Source organism: Ruegeria sp. CDSC068 (genome assembly GCF_059610545.1).
Window position 1 is genome coordinate 115,875 of sequence record NZ_JBXWNV010000011.1, and the last position, 19,377, is coordinate 135,251.

17 protein-coding genes are annotated in these 19,377 nt (G+C 59.4%); 12 read left to right on the forward strand and 5 right to left on the reverse strand.

The window, feature by feature from the left end; translation table 11 throughout:
- Window positions 1–8: 8 nt before the first annotated feature.
- The 8 genes from AC2FID_RS19605 (at window position 9) to AC2FID_RS19640 (ending at window position 10,762) form a co-directional block, all read left to right on the forward strand.
- Window positions 9–1,424: a YcjX family GTP-binding protein gene (locus AC2FID_RS19605; RefSeq protein ID WP_496838335.1), complete on the forward strand. Its 1,416-nt coding sequence runs from the start codon at window positions 9–11 to the stop codon at window positions 1,422–1,424.
- On the forward strand, window positions 1,421–1,876 hold the full coding sequence (locus tag AC2FID_RS19610; protein ID WP_282170780.1) for a GNAT family N-acetyltransferase: 456 nt from the start codon (window positions 1,421–1,423) through the stop codon (window positions 1,874–1,876). Before AC2FID_RS19605 ends, AC2FID_RS19610 begins: the two co-directional genes overlap by 4 nt.
- Entirely contained in the window at window positions 1,869–2,858 is a 990-nt protein-coding gene (locus AC2FID_RS19615; protein WP_496838305.1) for a YcjF family protein, read from the forward strand. The genes AC2FID_RS19610 and AC2FID_RS19615 overlap by 8 nt, the downstream gene beginning before the upstream one ends.
- A 54-nt stretch (window positions 2,859–2,912) precedes the next feature.
- On the forward strand, window positions 2,913–3,623 hold the full coding sequence (locus AC2FID_RS19620; protein ID WP_282170782.1) for a VIT1/CCC1 transporter family protein: 711 nt from the start codon (window positions 2,913–2,915) through the stop codon (window positions 3,621–3,623).
- 281 nt (window positions 3,624–3,904) lie between these two features.
- Window positions 3,905–6,604 (forward strand): DUF2339 domain-containing protein, encoded by a 2,700-nt coding sequence (locus AC2FID_RS19625; RefSeq protein WP_496838307.1) that lies wholly within the window; start codon window positions 3,905–3,907, stop codon window positions 6,602–6,604.
- A gap of 163 nt (window positions 6,605–6,767) precedes the next feature.
- A complete protein-coding gene (gene ileS / locus AC2FID_RS19630; protein ID WP_496838309.1) occupies window positions 6,768–9,680 on the forward strand; it encodes an isoleucine--tRNA ligase in 2,913 nt (970 codons plus the stop codon).
- Window positions 9,681–9,762: 82 nt separating this feature from the next.
- Entirely contained in the window at window positions 9,763–10,218 is a 456-nt protein-coding gene (locus AC2FID_RS19635) for a methylated-DNA--[protein]-cysteine S-methyltransferase (RefSeq protein ID WP_282120675.1), read from the forward strand.
- A 76-nt stretch (window positions 10,219–10,294) separates the two neighbouring features.
- Window positions 10,295–10,762, forward strand: a complete 468-nt coding sequence (locus tag AC2FID_RS19640) for a hypothetical protein (protein ID WP_058273207.1) — start codon at window positions 10,295–10,297, stop codon at window positions 10,760–10,762.
- A 3-nt stretch (window positions 10,763–10,765) separates the two neighbouring features.
- On the opposite strand, the gene AC2FID_RS19645 is transcribed toward AC2FID_RS19640, so the two are convergent.
- The 4 genes from AC2FID_RS19645 to fsa all read right to left on the reverse strand — a co-directional run bounded on the left by AC2FID_RS19645 (window position 10,766) and on the right by fsa (window position 14,021).
- Window positions 10,766–11,461 carry a CDP-alcohol phosphatidyltransferase family protein gene (locus AC2FID_RS19645; protein WP_058273208.1) on the reverse strand — a complete coding sequence of 232 codons (696 nt, stop codon included), beginning with the start codon at window positions 11,459–11,461 and terminating at the stop codon, window positions 10,766–10,768.
- A gap of 87 nt (window positions 11,462–11,548) precedes the next feature.
- Window positions 11,549–12,469 carry a tyrosine recombinase XerC gene (locus AC2FID_RS19650; protein WP_496838312.1) on the reverse strand — a complete coding sequence of 307 codons (921 nt, stop codon included), beginning with the start codon at window positions 12,467–12,469 and terminating at the stop codon, window positions 11,549–11,551.
- Window positions 12,466–13,173, reverse strand: coding sequence for a DUF484 family protein (locus AC2FID_RS19655; RefSeq protein ID WP_058273210.1), 708 nt, complete (start codon window positions 13,171–13,173; stop codon window positions 12,466–12,468). Before AC2FID_RS19655 ends, AC2FID_RS19650 begins: the two co-directional genes overlap by 4 nt.
- Before the next feature lie 194 nt (window positions 13,174–13,367).
- Window positions 13,368–14,021 carry a fructose-6-phosphate aldolase gene (fsa, locus tag AC2FID_RS19660; RefSeq protein WP_050603155.1) on the reverse strand — a complete coding sequence of 218 codons (654 nt, stop codon included), beginning with the start codon at window positions 14,019–14,021 and terminating at the stop codon, window positions 13,368–13,370.
- Between the two features lie 90 nt (window positions 14,022–14,111).
- Between fsa and AC2FID_RS19665 the strand changes: the two genes are divergently transcribed.
- The 4 genes from AC2FID_RS19665 to AC2FID_RS19680 all read left to right on the forward strand — a co-directional run bounded on the left by AC2FID_RS19665 (window position 14,112) and on the right by AC2FID_RS19680 (window position 19,005).
- On the forward strand, window positions 14,112–16,307 hold the full coding sequence (locus tag AC2FID_RS19665) for a primosomal protein N' (RefSeq protein ID WP_496838314.1): 2,196 nt from the start codon (window positions 14,112–14,114) through the stop codon (window positions 16,305–16,307).
- A 79-nt stretch (window positions 16,308–16,386) separates the two neighbouring features.
- Window positions 16,387–17,619 (forward strand): MFS transporter, encoded by a 1,233-nt coding sequence (locus AC2FID_RS19670; RefSeq protein WP_496706787.1) that lies wholly within the window; start codon window positions 16,387–16,389, stop codon window positions 17,617–17,619.
- A 66-nt stretch (window positions 17,620–17,685) separates the two neighbouring features.
- Window positions 17,686–18,558 (forward strand): 50S ribosomal protein L11 methyltransferase, encoded by an 873-nt coding sequence (locus tag AC2FID_RS19675; RefSeq protein WP_282120671.1) that lies wholly within the window; start codon window positions 17,686–17,688, stop codon window positions 18,556–18,558.
- A gap of 102 nt (window positions 18,559–18,660) precedes the next feature.
- Window positions 18,661–19,005, forward strand: a complete 345-nt coding sequence (locus tag AC2FID_RS19680) for a hypothetical protein (RefSeq protein ID WP_109312601.1) — start codon at window positions 18,661–18,663, stop codon at window positions 19,003–19,005.
- 100 nt (window positions 19,006–19,105) lie between these two features.
- Here the strand turns inward: AC2FID_RS19680 and AC2FID_RS19685 are convergent, their stop codons facing one another.
- A complete protein-coding gene (locus AC2FID_RS19685; RefSeq protein ID WP_282152580.1) occupies window positions 19,106–19,318 on the reverse strand; it encodes a DUF1127 domain-containing protein in 213 nt (70 codons plus the stop codon).
- Window positions 19,319–19,377: the final 59 nt, after the last annotated feature.

The window sequence follows — 19,377 nt, forward strand, 5'->3', positions numbered from 1 at the left end:
GCGACGGTTTGGTCATCTCATCTCTGGCAGACAGTCTGACGCGCGGCGTCGAATCCGTGGGTGACCGCGTGTCTGAGGCATTGTTTGAGCCGGTGATCCGACTGGGTGTCACCGGGCTGGCGCGTTCAGGAAAGACAGTATTCATCACGTCTCTGGTCGCGAACTTGCTGGACCGGGGGCGGATGCCGGGCCTCGTGGCGCAGCAAGAAGGGCGGATCAACGCGGCTTACCTGCAGCCGCAACCAGACGACACCGTGCCCCGGTTCGACTACGAAAATCACCTGGCGGCGCTGACCGGGCCTCAGCCGCACTGGCCCGAAAGTACGCGCGCAGTGTCAGAACTGCGTTTATCGTTCAAAGCCCGTCCCGCGGGGCTTTTGTCAGGGTTGCAGGGACCACGCACTATCCATCTGGATATCGTGGATTACCCCGGCGAATGGCTGCTGGATCTTGCGTTGCTGGACAAAACCTATGAGGTCTGGTCGCAGGAAACACTGGAGCGCATCGCCAATCGCAATGAGGCGACGACCTTTCTGGCGCAGGCAAAGGCGGTTGACCCTTCTGACAGCCACGACGAACCAAAGGCCCAATCACTGGCCAAAAAATTCGCCTCTTATCTGAACGCAGCCCGCGATGCCGGGTTTTACGACTGCACGCCAGGGCGGTTCTTGCTGCCGGGCGATCTGGCAGGCTCGCCGGTGCTGACATTTGCACCCTTGCCGGTCGAGGGTCACGGCCCGCGACGCAGTCTGCACCGCGAGATGGCCCGGCGGTACGAGGCCTATAAATCTCAGGTCGTGAAACCGTTTTTCCGCGATCATTTTTCCCGGATCGACCGTCAGGTGGTTTTGGTGGACGCGCTGGGCGCGATCCATAACGGGCCACAGGCGGTCGAGGATATGCGTCGCGCGATGGCCGATATCCTGTCGGCGTTTCGGCCCGGACGAAATGCGTGGCTTAGCCAGTTGTTGCTCGGCAAACGGGTCGAGCGCATCCTGTTTGCGGCCACCAAGGCAGACCATTTGCACCATCTTCAACACCACCGCCTGACCAATATAATGGAGGCCCTGACCCGCGAGGCGCGCGATCGTGCCAGCTTCGCCGGGGCCGAGACGGCGGCGCTGTCGCTGGCCTCGTTAAGGGCAACGACCGAGGAAATCCGCACCCATAACGGGGCCGAGCTGCCCTGCGTGCGTGGTACCTTGCTGGACAGCGGCAAGCAGGCCGCTTTCTATCCCGGTGATCTGCCCGAAGATCCGACGAATTTGCTTGGCCCGGCGCGCAACGGGTCCGAAGGATGGCTGGGTGAGGATTATGAGTTCATGGCATTCGCGCCGGCACACCTGACACTGCGGCCCGGGGATGGCCCGCCACACATACGGCTGGACCGCGCAGCCCAGTTCCTGATCGGAGACCGGCTGTGAATGTCATTCTTCGCCCCGCCCGCAGCACAGATGCCGGTGCCACCGGAGAGATTTTGCATGGCTTCGCCCGTGAAAACGATTGGATGCCGGAACTGCACTCGCAGGCGGAAACCATCGCGTTTTGTGGCCGTATGATTGAATTGGATTGGGTGACAGTGGCCGAAACCGGTGACGGTGTGATCGGGTTTTTGGCGCTCAACGGTGCCGAAATCCACTCACTGTACCTGGAACCTGGGGTTCGGGGGCGGGGGATCGGTCAGCAATTGCTTGAACATGCCAAATCGTGCCGATCCGAATTGTCATTGTTTGCATTTCAGGCCAACCATCCAGCGCGTCGGTTCTATGAGCGCAACGGCTTTGCTGAGGTTGCGCGCAGCAACGGCGCTGACAATGACGAGAACCTTCCCGACATAAAGTATGTCTGGAACAGTGAAGGAGCAGCCAATGACTAAGGGGCCGGTTCTGATTGATCTGGAGGGTGATGAACCCGCGGCTGATGTTTCGCAAGCACCTCCGGTCCCGGATTTCGCACAGCCTCAGGGTCAGGCGATGCAAGGTGCAGCGCGTTTGGCGGCGCGCAAACCTTCGACCCTGTCGCGGTGGTTCTGGGGTTTGGCGCTTGCCGCGCTTGGGGCGGTTGTTTCAGTGGCGGCTTGGGACTTTGTGAATTCCCTGATTCTCCGCGCGCCGATCATTGGATGGGTGATTACGGGTTTGTTTGCAGCACTGGTGCTGGTCGCGTTGATCATCGCTGTGCGCGAGCTGGCCGCAATCGGGCGGTTGTCCCGTGTGGACGGGATGCGGCGTGCGGCAGATACTGCCTTGGCCGAAGATGATCTGGCGCAGGCACGCGCAGTCACGAACCGATTGATCTCGTTCTACAAAGGGCGCGAAGAAACCCGTTGGGGGCGCGATCGGCTGTCCGAACGGATCGACGAACAATTTGACGCGTCTGGTCTGCTGACCCTGGCCGAGGACGAGCTGCTGGCCCCGCTGGATGTCGCTGCCAGTCGCGAAGTCGAGGCTGCCGCGCGTCAGGTTGCAACGGTGACGGCGTTGGTGCCTTTGGCGCTTGCGGATGTTGCAACAGCGCTGGCCGCTTCGTTGCGGATGATCCGGCGCATCGCTGAAATCTATGGCGGGCGCGCAGGATTTTTGGGCAGTTGGCGACTGACGCGGGCCGTGTTCGTGCACCTTGTGGCCACCGGGGCCGTGGCCGTCGGGGACGACCTGCTGGAACCTGTGCTTGGGGGATCTATCCTTAGCAAGCTGTCGCGCCGGTTTGGCGAGGGGCTTGTCAACGGCGCGCTAAGTGCGCGGGTCGGGGTCGCCGCGATGGAGGTCTGCCGTCCGCTGCCCTTCTCGGATCGGCACAAGCCATCGACCCGCGGCATCATCAAACGTGCTCTGGCTGGCTTGTTTTCCAAAACTTGACCTGACGCAAGGTACAGTGGTTGGCTGTCGTGCATAACAGTGTCAGAGCCAGCCATGACCGATCACGGACACAGCCAGCAAGAGATTGCAGAACGCATCAACGCGCCACCGGGGCGCGGTGTTTTGCGGGATGTGGTCTATGGTGGGATCGATGGGTCCGTAACCACCTTTGCCATTGTGGCGGGTGTAGCCGGGGCGGGCCTGTCACCCTTTATTATCGTTGCGCTGGGACTGGCCAATGTATTGGCGGACGGGTTTTCCATGGCGGCGGGTAATTACTCGGGCACCAAGGCCGAGCTGGACAATATCCGCCGCATCCGGTCCATCGAAGAACGTCACATCAGACTATACCCGGAAGGCGAGCGGGATGAAGTGCATGCGATCTTGTCGCAAAAGGGCCTGTCGGGGCGCGTGCTGGATGAGGCCACGGACGCCATCACAGCCAACCGCGAGAATTGGATCAATCTGATGATCGAGGGTGAATACGGATTGGGCAGCGTTGATCCGAACCCGTTCAAAGCCGCGATGGCAACGTTTTTAGCGTTTCTTGTGGCCGGCATGGTCCCGCTGCTGCCGTTTCTGCTGTCGTTTGATCGGGCCTTTCAGCTCTCGGTTATCATGACCATGGCGGTCTTCTTTATCATAGGAGCTTTGAAAAGCAGGTGGTCACTGGCTCCGTGGTGGCGGTCGGGTCTAGAGACTTTTGCGATCGGCGGCGCGGCCGCACTGATGGCGTATTTTGTTGGCTCGTTGTTCCATCCCTAGTGACCAGAAGTGTCGCTGGGCGCGCGGTGTAGATGGTTAATTTTGTAAAGCCGATGATGGACCCTGATCTGATCCGGCGACGGTAAAACTTGTCGACGCCTGTTTCGCATCTGGTTCGATTGCCGCTGTGTTGGCCATTATCTGGTTGATGATGGCCAGACTGTCCCTTGGCTGGGGATAAGGCGTTCTGAACTGCGTAGCCCGCAAAAACACGGTTTTTCGGACTGTTGCGCAAATCGACACCCGGCTAGGTTGACGGCACATTTGCCCGGAGGCCTCTGTTGGAATCGCTGCTCGTACTCGTTGGATTGATCGTTCTGGCCGTCCCGGTGGCCATCCTTGTTCTGTTGGTATCCCAGGTTCGACTGCGCCGCCGGGTGGAGCAGCTTGAACAGCAGATCCGCACACATGGTGGCGACCTGCCTGCGCCAGAAATAGTACCTGAATCGATGCAAGCGAGGGATAAAAAGAGCTCTCCGTGGCCGGCAATCAAAACAGAACCACTCGAGGTCGAAACGAAAGAAGGCACCTCAGCACCTGAGCCACAAAAGATACCCCTTCCCGAAACGATGAAGGACGATCGAATCGCCGCACTGAGCGCTTGGCTACGCGAGAACTGGTTCTATGCGGTATCCGCCCTGTCTTTGGCGCTGGCTGGTGTTTTTCTGGTCCAATACGGGGTCGAAAGCGGGTTGTTGTCGCCAACGATGCGCGTCATTGCGGCCCTGATGTTCGGCGCGACGCTGATCGGCGCGGGTGAGGTGATCCGCCGGAAGTATGGCGATGACGAGTCTTCAGCCACAGCTTACCTGCCATCGGTCTTTTCTGGGGCCGGGCTGGTGACGCTGTTCGGTGGCTTGCTGGCTGCAAGGCAGTTGTACGATCTGCTTGGTCCCGAAGCGGCCTTGATTGCCATGATTGCTGTTGCGCTTGTGGGGCTTGTTTTGGGCTGGTTCCACGGCCCCTTGCTGGCGGCCGTCGGTTTGATTGGTGCGTTTGCGTCACCCTTCGTGGTGGGCGGGACCTCGACCGACCCCGGCTGGTTGTACGGCTATTTCTTTGTGATCGCCGTCCTTGGGTTGGGGATCGACACTGTGCGGCGCTGGGGGTGGATATCCGTTCTGACGCTAGTCGGGGCTTATACCGCGTGCCTGCTTTTGGTGCTTTCGGCACCGGCGACCGAGCCGGGTTATCTCGTCGGCGTAACCGCATTGGCGGTTATCGCGATCGCGATCCCCGTGCGGCGGATCTGGCCAGATCACGAGGGGCGTATGATCAGTGAGATCATTGCCATTCAAAAAGGCCTTCAGTGGCCGGAGTTTCCGACTCGCCTTGCCTTTGGCGCGGTGATCGTCAGCGCAGTAATCCTGGCGATACACTGGCCGGACTCGGCGGCAGAATTCTGGCTGGGTGTCATGCTGTTGGCGGGCCTGACGCTGGGACTAATGACCTGGGCAAGCCAGGCGCGGGCCCTGCAAGACCTGACCATACTGCCAGCCGCTGGTCTAACTTGGTTCGTACTGATCCAAGGGTGGGACAACGGCTCTGTCGCGCGCCGCTTCGCTGAGACCTATACCGAAACCGCCGAGGCGGATTTCCCGTGGGCGGTTACCCTGTTGGTGGCACTGGGTGCATTGATCTCAGGCCTTTCAGCTTGGCGATCGTTTCGCGCAACCGAGTACCGGGCTGTATGGGCGGGCGGTGCCGCAGTATTTGCACCGTTGTTGGCAATCGCGCTGGAGCTTGGATGGCATCCCGATGAAGTTATCGGAGCCTATCCGTGGGCGCTGCATGCGGTTGCATTGGCGGTGATGATGGTTGTTCTGGCCGGGCGTTTCGCGCGCGTCGACGGCGAAAACCGGCTGCGGGCGGCTTTGGTGACCTTGTCGGCTTTGTCTTGCCTGACCTTTGCCTGCGTGATTGTCCTAAGTTCGGCTGCCCTGACAATTGCTTTTGTGGCCGTGATCGTGGCCGCGGCGGTGCTGGATCGGCGCTTTGATCTTCCACCTATGGGTTGGTTCATCTGGGCTGGCGTCTTCACTGTCACGCTCCGGCTTGTACTGAATCCCGGTCTGGATTGGGCAAACTCGGCACCGGTCGCAGAAATGGCGCTTGTCTATGCCACAGCTGCTGTTGGATTTCTGGCGGCCTGGGCCATCCTGCGCCCATTGAACCGTCCGGTCATCGCGCTGCTTCTGGAAAGCGCCGCCTGGGCGACCGCTGGTATCTTGCTGTCCTTGCTGTTGCTGCGCTGGCTCGAAGGGTTTGGCAACGGCGGTGCCCATGACAGCCACTGGGGGCTGGGGCTTTTGTCCTTGATCTGGCTGCTGCTGGCCTGCGCGCAGGTGCGGCGGTTCGAACTGGGCGGAAAACTGAATTATGCGCGCTACGGGCTGGCGTTGTTCTTTGCGGCACATGGTGTTGTTCGCTTGGCGCAGGCGCTGACTGAGGCGAACCCATTGCTGAATGCCCAAGCTGATCCGGTTCTTGGGGTGCCAATATTGAATACTCTCGCCGTGGCTTACCTGTTGCCCGCCATTGTTTTGGCCCTGTCGGCTGCTTGGCTTCCAGCACTGCATCCGCGATGGAAGCAGGGGTGCTTCGGTCTGGCGGCGGCATTAGGTGCGATCTGGCTGGGCCTGGCTATTCGCCATGTCTGGCAGGGGGGCAGCGGTATGTATGAAGGCAACGGCGTGACCCAACCTGAACTTTATTCTTACACCATGGCCCTACTGCTGATCGGTGCGGGGCTGTTTTATCAGTCACTCGCCCGTCGGTCGGACATGATGCGCAAAGCCGGGTTGGTCGTCATTGGGCTTGCCGTGGCCAAGGTGTTCCTGGTCGATATCGCTGGTTTGGGTGGCCTTATCCGGGTGTTCTCACTGCTGGCGCTGGGCCTCGCGCTGGCCGGTTTGGCGTGGCTGAACCGGTGGGCCATGCTGCGCCATTCGCCGCATGGGGCGGAACCTCTGGACCATTAGGCGCGGGCGTCCTATAAGCCCGGCATGTATGACCGGATGGCCATCATTATTCGAATTATATCCCCGGCGCTCTGATATCGCGAGACGCCGGGCAAAGGTGCTTGAGAATTCGCACTGACCGCTTCGATCCACACACGACAAGATCATCCTGAGGACGCCCCAAATGTGCGCCGATACGACCCAAACACCTGACTACAAAGACACGCTGAACCTGCCAAAAACCGATTTCCCCATGCGCGCTGGTCTGCCCAAGCGCGAACCCGCATGGCTGGATCGCTGGGAAGAGATCGGCGTGTATGATCGCCTGCGCGAAAAAGAAGGCCGCACGCCCTTTACCCTGCATGACGGCCCCCCCTACGCCAACGGTCACCTGCATATCGGCCACGCGCTGAACAAGACCATCAAGGACATGATTGTACGCAGCCATCAGATGATGGGTCATGACGCGCGTTATGTGCCGGGATGGGACTGCCACGGCCTGCCGATCGAATGGAAGATCGAAGAACAATATCGCAAGAAGGGCAAGAACAAGGACGAAGTGAACATCGTCGATTTCCGTCAGGAATGTCGCAAGTTCGCCGAAGGCTGGATCGACGTCCAGCGCGAAGAATTCAAGCGCCTTGGTATCACCGGCAACTGGCCCGATCCCTACATCACGATGGACTATCACGCCGAGGCTGTGATTGCCGACGAGTTCATGAAGTTCCTGATGAACGGCACGCTGTATCAGGGCTCAAAACCCGTGATGTGGTCGCCCATTGAGAAAACAGCGCTGGCCGAGGCCGAGGTCGAGTACCACGACAAGGAAAGCTTCACCATCTGGGTGAAATTCAAAGTCGTAAATGCGGGCGATCTTGATGACGCTTTTGTCGTGATCTGGACCACGACGCCATGGACCATGCCGTCGAACAAGGCGGTCGTGTTTGGCAAGGATATCTCCTACGGCCTGTACGAAGTCACCGGCGCACCCGACGAATGCTGGGCCAGTGCCGGAGACAAGTTTCTGCTGGCCGACAATCTGGCCGCTGACGTGCTGGGCCGCGCGCGCCTGAACGACGATCAGTGGACTCGCGTGCGTGACGTAACCACCGATGAGTTGGCAGGCGTCCAGTTGACCCACCCGCTGGCCGGTGCCGAAGGTGGCAATGGCGAATGGGACGACATCCGCGACTTCCGCGCGGCTGGGTTTGTAACCGACACCGAAGGAACCGGCTTCGTCCACTGTGCACCCTCGCATGGTATGGAGGAATTCGAACTCTACCGCGACCTCGGCATGCTCGAGCAGGTCATCACCTATAACGTGATGGACGATGGCTCGTTCCGCGCTGATCTGCCGTTCTTCGGTGGCAAGTACATCCTGTCCCGCAAGGGTGGCGAGGGTGACGCGAACAAAGCCGTCATCGACAAACTGGTCGAGGTCGGCGGGCTGCTGGCCCGTGGCAAGATCAAGCACAGCTATCCGCACTCGTGGCGCTCAAAGGCTCCGATCATCTATCGCAACACGCCGCAATGGTTTGCATCCGTTGACCGCAAGCTGGACGATGGCATGGGTGAGATGGGCGATACCATCCGCGAACGCGCGCTGCGCTCAATCGACGAGCTGGTGAAGTGGACGCCGCAGACCGGCCGCAACCGCCTGTATTCGATGATCGAAGCGCGCCCGGATTGGGTTCTGTCCCGCCAGCGCGCTTGGGGCGTACCGCTGACGTGCTTTACCAAGAAGGGCGCTCTGCCAACCGATGCGGATTACCTGCTGCGTAATGAAGAGCTCAACGCCCGCATCAAGGCGGCGTTCGAGAAAGACGGCGCGGATGTGTGGTACACGGACGGCTTTAAAGAGAAGATCCTTGACGGTTTCGCCAACCCGGATGATTACGAGCAGGTATTCGACGTGTTGGATGTGTGGTTCGACTCGGGCTCGACCCATGCTTTCGTTCTGCGCGACCGGGAAGACGGGACCGAGGACGGCATCGCCGATGTGTATATGGAAGGCACCGACCAGCACCGCGGATGGTTCCATTCGTCGATGCTGCAGGCTTGCGGCACCAAGGGTCGTGCACCCTATCGCAATGTTGTTACCCACGGCTTCACACTGGATGCCAAGGGCAACAAGATGTCCAAATCTCTGGGCAATACCATCGTGCCGGAAAAGGTGATCGAGCAATATGGTGCCGATATCCTGCGCCTGTGGGTGGCTCAGACCGATTACACCGCCGACCAGCGGATCGGGCCAGAGATTCTGAAAGGCACCGCCGACAGCTATCGCCGCCTGCGCAACACCATGCGGTTCATGCTGGGCTCGCTGGCCGACTTCACCGAAGCGGATCGCGTCGCGCCTGAAGATATGCCGCGTCTGGAACGCTGGGTTCTCAGCCGTCTGGCCGATCTGGATGAGCAGGTGCGCAAGGGCTATGCCTCATTCGACTTCCAGGGCGTGTTCAGTGCCGTGTTCACCTTTGCCACGGTCGATCTGTCGTCGTTCTACTTCGACGTCCGCAAGGATGCACTGTACTGCGACGGCGACAACCTGCGTCGCCGTTCTGCGCGCACCGTGCTGGATATCCTGTTCCACCGACTGACCACATGGCTGGCTCCTGTTTTGGTCTTCACCATGGAAGAGGTTTGGTTGGAGCGTTTCCCCGGCGATGACAGCTCGATCCATCTGGTGGATTTCCCGGATACACCCGCCGATTGGCGCAACGCTGAACTAGAGGCCGGTATGTCCAAAATCCGTCGCGTGCGTCGTGCCGTGACCGCTGCGTTGGAAATCCAGCGTCAGGACAAGGTCATCGGTTCCAGCCTTGAGGCCGCGCCGATCGTGCATGTCGAAGACAGTGACACCCGCGACCTGCTGGCAACCTTTGACGTGGACGACATGTGCATCACGTCTGGCCTGACCGTTTCGGGCGACCCAGCCCCTGCCGAGGCATTCCGCGTGCCCGAAATCGAAGGGGTAGGTGTTGTCTTCGAAAAAGCAGATGGCCAGAAATGCCAACGATGCTGGAAAATCCTGCCGGACGTCGGTCGGCATTCCCACGCGGGTGTGTGTGGGCGCTGCGACGAAGCGCTGGGCTAAACAATCGAACCCCCGGCGTAACTCGCCGGGGGTTTTTCTTTCCGCGCTTGCGCTGGCCCCGGCGATCTGAAACGCTGTATTCATGCCGATGATTTCCGTTGATACGCAGTTTGGCCGCCTTGGCATTGAAGAAACAGATGGCGCCATCACACGCCTTGTGTGGGATGGGCAGGACGACGGGCCGGACACACCCCTGTTGCAGGAAGCCGCCGCACAGTTAACCGCATATAACGAGGGGCGTCTCGAGCGGTTCGATCTGCCGTATCGTGTTGCCGGGTCAGACTTTCAGCGCAATGTCTGCGACCTGATGTATGCCATTCCGCTGGGCGAGACCCGAACGTACGGGGACATCGCGAAAGAGCTTGGGCAGCCACCCCAACCGGTGGGGCAGGCCTGCGGTGCGAACCCCATACCGGTGATTATACCTTGCCATCGGGTGCTGTCTGCCAACGGTCTGGGCGGGTTCTCGGGCGATGGTGGTGTCGAAACCAAAGTGGCCTTGCTGCGTCATGAACGCGCGGCGGGCCTGCTGATCTGAGGCGCGAAAATCAGTTGCAATCCCAGAGTTCGCGGCCCAACCTATATCAGTTACTGAATTTGAAGGACCGTATTGCATGACCGCCCATACAGACCCGGCCGCTCGCAAAAAGGCCATCATAGACCGCCTGATGTCGCTGGAAGAACAGGAACTGGCAACTGCGCAGGCGCATTACGACGCATTTCTCAAGGACTCGCAGCTGGACGACCGCGAAGGGCATGACAAGGATGACATCGCCGCCTCACGCGAGAATGCGGATCTGGCGGCGGCGTTTGATGCACCCGTTCATGCGCACCACGCCAAGATTGATGTGATCGAGAACACGGATTTCAGCCTGACGGACCGGGTTCAGCCGGGCGCTGTTGTCAAGTTCAACAACCGCCGTTTCGTGGTCTGTGTCTCAACGACCCGCTTTGAGGTCGACGGTAAGACCTATATGGGCATCTCAACCCAAAGCCCGATCTACCTGACAATGACCGGTCTGCAAGAGGGTGACGTGTTCACCCATAACGGCACCGAGTTCGAGGTTGAGGAAATCCTGTAACGTTCAGTTGTTGCGCAGCGGGACAAGTTGCTGCGCAATGCCAGCTGAAACCAGGTAGAGGCTTGTAATTACCAACCCCCAATGCGCCCAGCTTTCGGGGTGGAAGTCGACCCAAGCTGCCCAACCGGCGAAAAATGTCCAGGCGAACGCGATCGGCAGTGATACATTACGCCAGCGTTCCGTCCGCACCGGGTGAATGAACTTCAACGGTAGGAACATCGCCAGCGACAACAGTGAAACCAGCAGCAGGATCACCCAGAAATTGGGCTCCAGCGCGAAGATCACGATGACGAACATGTTCCAGCAACCCGGAAACCCAGAGAACGAGTTGTCCTTGGTCTTCATCCGCGTGTCCGCGAAATACATGGCGCTGGCAAAGGTGATCACGATGATCGCAAACCAGCCGGTCCAACCGTCCATCAGCCCTGATTTGAACAGCGCAAAGGCAGGGATGAACACGTAGGTCAGATAGTCGATGATCAGGTCCAGAAGAACACCGTCAAATTCCGGTGCGTTCTTTTTGACATGGTAGTGGCGCGCAAGCGGGCCGTCGATTCCGTCCACGATGAACGAGATCACTAGCCACAGATACATAAGGCTCCACTTTTCCTCGACCGCGGCCAGCATGGCTAACATTGCAAAGACGGCACCGGTCGCGGTGAACAGATGTACGGAAAGGGCTTTGAGTTTTATTGTCATTTGTGTCTCTTGGACGATGTGCGCTGCAGATGCAAACTAAAAGCCGGGCACAAGTAATAACCCAGACTTCGTCGTAAGGCTCCGGGATCAGGCCTTGGGGTGGGCGCGGTTGTAGACTTCCATCAGTCGGGCCGTATCTACGGCCGTATAGGCCTGCGTGGTGGAAAGCGAGGCATGTCCCAACAATTCCTGAATGGCGCGCAGATCACCCCCAGCGGACAACAGATGGGTGGCAAAACTGTGCCTTAAAGCGTGCGGTGTGGCGGTTGCTGGCAGGCCAAGCTGCATGCGCGCCTTGGCCATCACGCCCTGAATTGCGCGCGGATTGAGCGCACCACCACGCACCCCGCGGAACAAAGCCTTTTTCTGGGATTGTGGATGCGGACAAAGCTGCAGGTAACGGTCAACGGCGGTGCTGGCGGCCGGGATCACCGGAACGATGCGTTCCTTTCCGCCCTTTCCGACAATACGCAAGCTGCCCGGCAAAGGCGCGTCGCTTCCTGTCAGGGACAGCGCCTCAGATATGCGCAAACCGCAGCCATAGAGCAATGTAACGACAGCAACGTCCCGCGCCGAGATCCAGTCGTTTGACGACTGAAGTTCGACCGTGTCGATCATCGCGCGGGCCGCGTCTTCGGCCAACGGGCGGGGGAGTTTTTGGGTAAACTTTGGCGCGCGTGTGGACAGGACGGCAGTGGGTTCGAACCCTTCGCGTTCAGCCAGCCATCGATAAAAGCTTTTGACCGCCGACAGCTTGCGCGCCAGGGATCGCGCGCCAACACCTGCGCTGCGCTGATCGGCCATCCACGCGCGCATGTCGGCCACGGTGATCCGGGCCAGCGCTGCCAATCCCTGCTGTCCACTGTGGTGTAGTGTCATGAAAGACAGGAAGTCGGTAATATCACTACGATAGGCGGCCTGGGTGTTTTCCGATCGCCCCGCTAGCGCGCTCAGGCTGTCCAGCCAGTACTGTAACGCGTCGCGGCAGGCGGGTGAGATTAGGCTCACGACAACCAGTGGCGCATCGAGCGTTCGAAGACGCCAGCAAAAAACGACAAAAGATCAGTGCCCAACTGTGGCGAGAAATGATTGCGGTCCCTTGCGCTCATCACGATCATGCCCGGCAACCGGCCCTCACCCAGATCCAACCGCAGGCAAGCTTCGGACCGCAGGTGATCTGCGTTGGGTCCAAAAATCCTGTGCGTCGGGTGGAGGATCTCGCGCAGAACCACGTCGCGGGCGGGGCCGCCGCGGTCGAAGGTCAGGTAATTGTCCACGAAGCCGGGTTCGACCACGGATAGAACTCCGCCCAGAGTGTCGATGGCGGGGTCTTCCTGCGTGGCTGTGGATTCCAGAATCAGCTTGATGCGATCAACGCGCAGGATTTCGACCACATCCGAGCCGAGCGTGCGCAGGAAATCTTCGAACTCGGCCGGTTCCAGCATGCGGATAACGGCCCGATGCACCTGATTTGTGCCTGCAAGGTTTTCATATGCTGCGGCGATGACGGACCGGTGGGTGTCTTCCAGCCTGTCCAGCCGTTCCTCGAGCCGTTGCATGGCGATGCCGCGCAGGTCGATGACGTTGTCCCCGCGCGCCTGTTCGTTGGCCGTTACAAGTGCCTGCATCAGGTCCTTGTCGTCCAGCACGGCGTCTGGTTTGGCCAGAATCGCGGCGCGCAAGTTGTCCTGGAGTTTGGTGTTACTGCTCATGTCCCGCTCGGTCTTTTTTTGTTGAGGGGCTTATAACATGAGTTATGGCGGTTTCCTTGGAAAAAATGCATTGGCGGTGCATTTCATTCCCACTGTGACCTACGGCTCCCGCCTGCGAAACCTTGATCAAAGATCAAGGCTTGGCAGTTGGGCCGGGCGCGGCACCTGACGGCGCCGCGCGGTCGCGCAAAGGGTCAGAGGATTTTCTGACCTGTCTTGGCCCAGTCGGCCAGGAAGGTTTCCAGACCTTTGTCCGTCAATGGGTGATCGGCCAGTTTCTTGATCACGGCAGGCGGTGCGGTGATCACGTCAGCACCGATACGGGCGCTGTCGGTCACGTGGTTCACGGTGCGGATTGAAGCGGCCAGAATTTCGGTTTCAAAACCGTAATTGTCATAGACCTGACGGATGTCGGCGATCAGATCCATGCCATCAAGGTTGATGTCATCCAGGCGACCGATGAAGGGCGAGATGAAGGTTGCGCCCGCCTTTGCGGCCAAAAGCGCCTGGTTGGTCGAGAAGCAGAGTGTGACGTTGACCATCTGGCCTTCGTCGCTGAGCGTCTTGCAGGTTTTCAGACCGGCCCATGTCAGCGGAACTTTCACGGCGATATTCGGAGCGATCTTGGCCAGCTTGCGGCCCTCGGCGATCATGTCGTCAGCTTCGGTTGCGACAACTTCGGCTGAAACCGGTCCGTCCACCAGATCACAGATTTCCTTGGTCACTTCCAGAATGTCACGACCTGATTTCAGGATCAGCGAGGGGTTGGTGGTCACGCCGTCCACCATGCCCAGATCGTTCAGTTCGGCAATGGCGTCGATTTCGGCTGTGTCTACGAAGAATTTCATGCGGGCAGTCCTTTGATGGGTTGGCCTTGGTCGCGGATGGCTTTACCTCAAAGAGACCCATGCTGGAACCCCCGAGCCCAAGGATATGCGTTGAGCACTCAGGAGTATTTCGACCACGGAGAGCTGGTTGCGGTTCTGACCGCACAGCCGCTGGACCGGACGCTGGATTACAAGGCGCCCGAGGGGGGCTGTTTTCTGGGGGCGTTCGTAGAGGTCCCGCTGGGGCCTCGTAAAGTTCTGGGTGTCGTCTGGGGGCCGGGACAGGGCGGGTTCGACCTGAACAAGGCGCGATCCGTGATCCGGGTGCTTGAGGTCGCGCCAATGCGCGAAGAAATGCGGCTGTTTCTGGGGAAGGTTGCCGATTACACCCTGACACCGATGTCTGCGATGTTGCGGCTGGCAACCCGAGCGCCGGGTTTGGGTGATCCGCCGTCGATGCGTAAGGTTTATCGGCTGGGTAATGGCGAGCCGGACCGGATGACCGACGCACGCACCCGTGTGCTGGACGTTCTGCGCGACTATGGCGGGCTTGCATTCACCCTGAAAGAACTCGCCGAACAGGCGGGCGTGACGTCTTCGGTCGTCAAAGGGTTGGTCAAGCAGGGCGCTGTACGGGAAGAAGACAGCCCGCGCGATTTGCCCTATCCGCATCTGGATCCGGATTTGCCGGGCAAGGCGCTAACCGACGATCAGGCTGCGGCGGTTGAGAAGTTGCAGCAGGGCCAGCGGTCCGGGGAATATGGAACCACGCTGCTTAAGGGCGTGACGGGTTCGGGCAAGACCGAAGTGTATTTGGAGGCTGTAGCCGAGGCGCTGCGGATGGGCCGGCAAGCCTTGGTTCTGCTGCCCGAGATCGCTCTGACAGCGGAATTCCTGACGCGGGTTGAGGCGCGGTTCGGTGCACGCCCAGCCGAATGGCATTCCGGTGCGACCATGACGGAACGCCGCCGGGTCTGGCGGATGGTCGGGCAGGGAGATGCGCAAATGGTGATTGGTGCGCGGTCAGCTTTGTTCCTGCCGTTTCGCAACCTTGGCTTGGTGGTGGTCGATGAGGAACACGACACCTCGTACAAACAAGAGGACGGCGTGCATTACAGCGCGCGGGACATGGCTGTTCTGCGGTCTGCAATTTGTGGCGGGCGGGTGATTCTGGCCAGCGCAACACCTTCGCTGGAAAGCTGGGCCAACGCCGAGGCGGGAAAATACGACCGGGTCGATCTGACCTCGCGGTTCGGGGCGGCGGTGTTGCCGGAGATGAAGCCCATCGACATGCGCGCCGAACAGATGCAACCGGGGACGTGGATTTCTCCGTCTTTGCGGCAGGCGGTGATGCAGCGGATCGAGAAGGGTGAGCAATCGCTGCTGTTCATCAACCGCCGTGGGTATGCGCCGGTGACCCTGTGCCGCGCTTGCGGGGAGCAGATTGCCTGCGATCATTGCGACGCGCGGATGGTCGAGCACCGGTTTCTGAAACGGCTGATGTGTCACCAATGCGGTGAGACCAAGCCGATGCCTGAGGAATGTCCCTCATGCGGCGTCGAGGGCAAGTTGGCCCCGGTCGGCCCGGGGATCGAGCGGCTGGCCGAAGAGGCTGAGGCGACGTTTCCCGATGCCAAGATCGCGATGCTGAGTTCCGATTTGTTCGGCTCGGCCCGCGCTCTGAAGGCTAAGATCGAAGAGATTGCCGAGGGCGATGCCGATATCGTCATCGGTACGCAGTTGGTTGCCAAAGGGCACAACTTTCCCAATTTGACTTTGGTCGGGGTAATTGATGCCGACCTCAGTCTGCACGGGGCGGACCTGCGCGCCGCTGAGCGGACATTCCAGTTGATGCGGCAAGTCGCGGGTCGGGCAGGCCGGGCGGACAAGCCAGGGCAGGCCCTGTTGCAGACATTCCAGCCCGAGCATCCTGTAATCCGTGCCATTCTTTCAGGTGATGAAGAAGGATTTTGGAAGGCCGAGGCTGCAGGACGACAGGCGGCGGGTGTGCCTCCATACGGCCGTATGGCAGGGATCGTCCTGTCCGGACCTGAGGTTGGATCAGTTTTTGATATCGGAAATGCAATGGCCCGCAACGATGCGCCGCTGCGCGATATCGGGGCACAAGTCTTTGGCCCGGCTCCGGCGCCTATTGCGCGGATTCGCGGCAGACACCGCGTGCGATTGCTGGTCAAGGCACCCAAGGGCGCACCGATTCAGGACGCGATTGCCCGCTGGATCGCGCCCTTGCGCCTTAAGGGCGACCTGCGTTTGACCGTAGATATCGACCCGCAGAGTTTCTACTGACCTCTGCATCAGCGCAGACCGATTGTGCGCCCGCTGCTTCGCCCTCGCCAAAATCTGAAAATGGGCGTAGAGGAGTCCCATGTTGAAACCGATGCCCCTGTCCGAGGCGCAGAGCCTTCCGTTCTGGCGCCGCCCTGTGACGCTCTTGTTCGTCATGGCGTTGACGATGCCGATTGCCTTCAACGCGTGGAGCGCGCTGTTGAACAATTTCGTCATCGAAGTGGCGAATTTTGACGGGGCCGACATTGGGTTACTGCACACTGTGCGGGAGATCCCTGGATTTCTTGCTGTTGGCGTGATCGCGGTGATCATTTTCGTGCGCGAGCAGGTATTGGCGATGATCTCGCTGATGATGCTGGGCGTGGCAACTGCGTTGACAGCATGGTTTCCCAGCCTTGGTGGGTTGCTGTTTGTCACCCTCTTCAGTTCGATCGGGTTTCACTATTACGAGACAGTAAATCAGTCGCTGCAGTTGCAATGGCTGCCCAAGGACCGCGCGCCACAGGTATTGGGCTGGCTTGTTGCCATGGGGTCAGCCGCGACGGCAGTAGTCTATGGCCTGATCGTTCTGACCTGGGACCGGTTTGATCTGTCCTACAACATTGTATTCATGGCCGCTGGTGGTGTGACCGCCCTGCTGGCGCTGTTCTGTCTTTTCGCCTTTCCGCAATTTGACTCGCCAACTCCACAGACCAAAAAACTGGTCCTGCGTCGTCGCTACTGGCTGTATTACGCACTACAGTTCATGGCCGGCGCGCGGCGGCAGATTTTTGTTGTCTTCGCGGGCTTCATGATGGTCGAGAAGTTTGGGTTTGAAGTACACGAGCTGACCAGCCTCTATCTGATCAACCTGATGATCAACATGGCGGCGGCTCCGATGTTGGGTAAGGCTGTATCGTTGTTCGGTGAGCGCCGCACGCTAATCTTTGAATACACCGGCTTGGCGATCGTTTTTGCGGCCTATGGCGGTATCTACTGGTTCGGGTGGGGCGTGGTGCTGGCTGCAACTCTTTATGTGATCGACCATGTTCTGTTCGCTTTGGCGCTTGCCCTGAAGACCTACTTTCAGAAAATCGCCGATCCTGCGGATATTGCACCGACTGCGGCCGTTGCGTTCACGATCAACCATATCGCCGCCGTGTTCCTTCCTGCGCTTCTGGGCCTGCTGTGGGTCATCTCGCCCGGTGCAGTCTTTGCACTGGCCGCTGCGATGGCGATGATCTCGTTGGGTTTGTCCTTGCTGATCCCGCGGCACCCGGAACCGGGAAATGAAACGATCTTGTCGAAATACGCGCCTGCACCTGCCGAATAAGCGCCAATACTTGACCTTGGCGGGCCATCGCCATAGGCGCTGTGTCAATCGATACAGGAGGCCCCCATGCCCACATTCACTGCGCTAACTACACTGACCGGTAAAAAAGCTGCCGAAGGGCTGGGCGAAGCGATGGAGCGTCTGGATCCGGAACCAACCGGCGTTGGTGTATTCGAGGTCGAGGATGGCTCGGGCCTTTGGGAAGTTGGTGGGTATTTCACGGAAACTCCGGACGAAACCGCTCTGGCCGTTCTAGCCGCCGCGTTTGAGGCCAAGCCTTTTGTTGTGTCAGAACTGCCCGATACGGATTGGGTGGCCCATGTGCGCCGGGAACTGGCACCGGTCGATGCTGGACGCTTCTTCGTCTATGGCAGCCATGACGCTGACAAACTGCCCGAGGGACGTATCCCACTGCTGATCGAGGCTGCAATGGCCTTTGGCACCGGTCACCACGGCACCACGTTGGGATGCCTAAAGGCGCTGGACCATCTTCTGAGCCAAGGGTTCACGGCGACCAAAGTGGCCGATATCGGCTGCGGCACTGCCGTGCTGGCCATGGCGGCCGCGCGGGTCTGGGAAGGTGAGATCATCGCCAGTGATATCGACGAAGTGGCTGTTGATGTCGCCGAAGCCAACCTGAAGGCCAATGGCATGGCAGGCAAGGTCCGCTGCGTGGAAGCGGCGGGCTTTGACCATCCCGATTTGGGCGCATTCGCACCCTACGATCTGATTTTCGCAAATATCCTTAAGGGGCCACTGGTTGCTCTGGCCCCCGAAATCGCAGCGAATCTGCGCGTCGGTGGGTACGCAATTCTGTCCGGAATCCTTAACGAACAAGCCGATGACGTGGTCTCCGTTTATCTACAAAACGGGTTCAATTTAGAGGAAAATGACCAAATTGGTGAGTGGACGACGCTAATATTAAGCAAACAGGGCTAAATCTGGGCCATTTGCTGGAGCTTTCTGGAGTTTTGCCTCGATTTTGTCGCATTCTGTTTCTACCGTCTTAACCTGGAATCGGGGGGCGGTTTGGAGGCTGCCATGACGGGAAAACAACTGGAATTTGATCAGCGCGTGAATCGCCTGAGTAAGAAGCACGCAAAACTAAGCCGTGGCTATCGCGCGACGATGCGCAAGGACGGGTTGGTTGTGATGAAACCGCAGAGGGTGAAGTCGGCTTTACCCCTTAAGGTTCTTCTGATGTGTCTGCTTGGGTTGTTTGCATTCAAGACGTTCTTGCTCACCAGCCTTGGGCCTTCGGGCTATCAATACAGGGTTGACGCATTGAACGAGGGCACCTCGGTTGAACAAGCCGGTGCCTGGGTGATGCAAATCGACCCGGTATCGCTGATGCTTTCGGAACAGCTGGCACGGCTGCTGCCCTGACATCCGGCCAAAGAATCAGAAACGCCGCGCATTCTGCATGCGCGGCGTTCTGCTTTGCCCCCGAGGGAGGGAAGGGGCATATGAGTGGGTGTGTTAAATCTTAACTACGACCATCGGCCACGACGTCAATATCGCCACGGCACAGTCCGATATCTTCCAGCTCGCGATCTGTCAGACCGCTCAGCGTGTTACGCGTCACGCGGGCGTCATTCCATTCGACAACGGCGTTCACGACCGATGCGAAATATGCGCCGATACGGCCGACGAGGCCGAATGAGCCGGTGGTGGTGCGGGTGGTGTCCAGTGCAGCCATATCCTGTTTCCTTCTGGTTTAAGTTTACGTTTTGATCGTTCGATCTGAGCGGCATCTAG

What these genes read in the sequence shown, in the direction of transcription:
- AC2FID_RS19620 (WP_282170782.1), top strand. Translation starts at nt 2,913, where the DNA reads ATGACCGATCACGGACACAGCCAGCAAGAGATTGCAGAACGCATCAAC.
- AC2FID_RS19640 (WP_058273207.1), top strand. Translation starts at nt 10,295, where the DNA reads ATGACCGCCCATACAGACCCGGCCGCTCGCAAAAAGGCCATCATAGAC.
- AC2FID_RS19615 (WP_496838305.1), top strand. Translation starts at nt 1,869, where the DNA reads ATGACTAAGGGGCCGGTTCTGATTGATCTGGAGGGTGATGAACCCGCG.
- fsa (WP_050603155.1), bottom strand. Translation starts at nt 14,021, where the DNA reads ATGAAATTCTTCGTAGACACAGCCGAAATCGACGCCATTGCCGAACTG.
- AC2FID_RS19680 (WP_109312601.1), top strand. Translation starts at nt 18,661, where the DNA reads ATGACGGGAAAACAACTGGAATTTGATCAGCGCGTGAATCGCCTGAGT.
- AC2FID_RS19675 (WP_282120671.1), top strand. Translation starts at nt 17,686, where the DNA reads ATGCCCACATTCACTGCGCTAACTACACTGACCGGTAAAAAAGCTGCC.
- AC2FID_RS19635 (WP_282120675.1), top strand. Translation starts at nt 9,763, where the DNA reads ATGCCGATGATTTCCGTTGATACGCAGTTTGGCCGCCTTGGCATTGAA.
- AC2FID_RS19645 (WP_058273208.1), bottom strand. Translation starts at nt 11,461, where the DNA reads ATGACAATAAAACTCAAAGCCCTTTCCGTACATCTGTTCACCGCGACC.
- AC2FID_RS19685 (WP_282152580.1), bottom strand. Translation starts at nt 19,318, where the DNA reads ATGGCTGCACTGGACACCACCCGCACCACCACCGGCTCATTCGGCCTC.
- AC2FID_RS19670 (WP_496706787.1), top strand. Translation starts at nt 16,387, where the DNA reads ATGTTGAAACCGATGCCCCTGTCCGAGGCGCAGAGCCTTCCGTTCTGG.
- ileS (WP_496838309.1), top strand. Translation starts at nt 6,768, where the DNA reads ATGTGCGCCGATACGACCCAAACACCTGACTACAAAGACACGCTGAAC.
- AC2FID_RS19655 (WP_058273210.1), bottom strand. Translation starts at nt 13,173, where the DNA reads ATGAGCAGTAACACCAAACTCCAGGACAACTTGCGCGCCGCGATTCTG.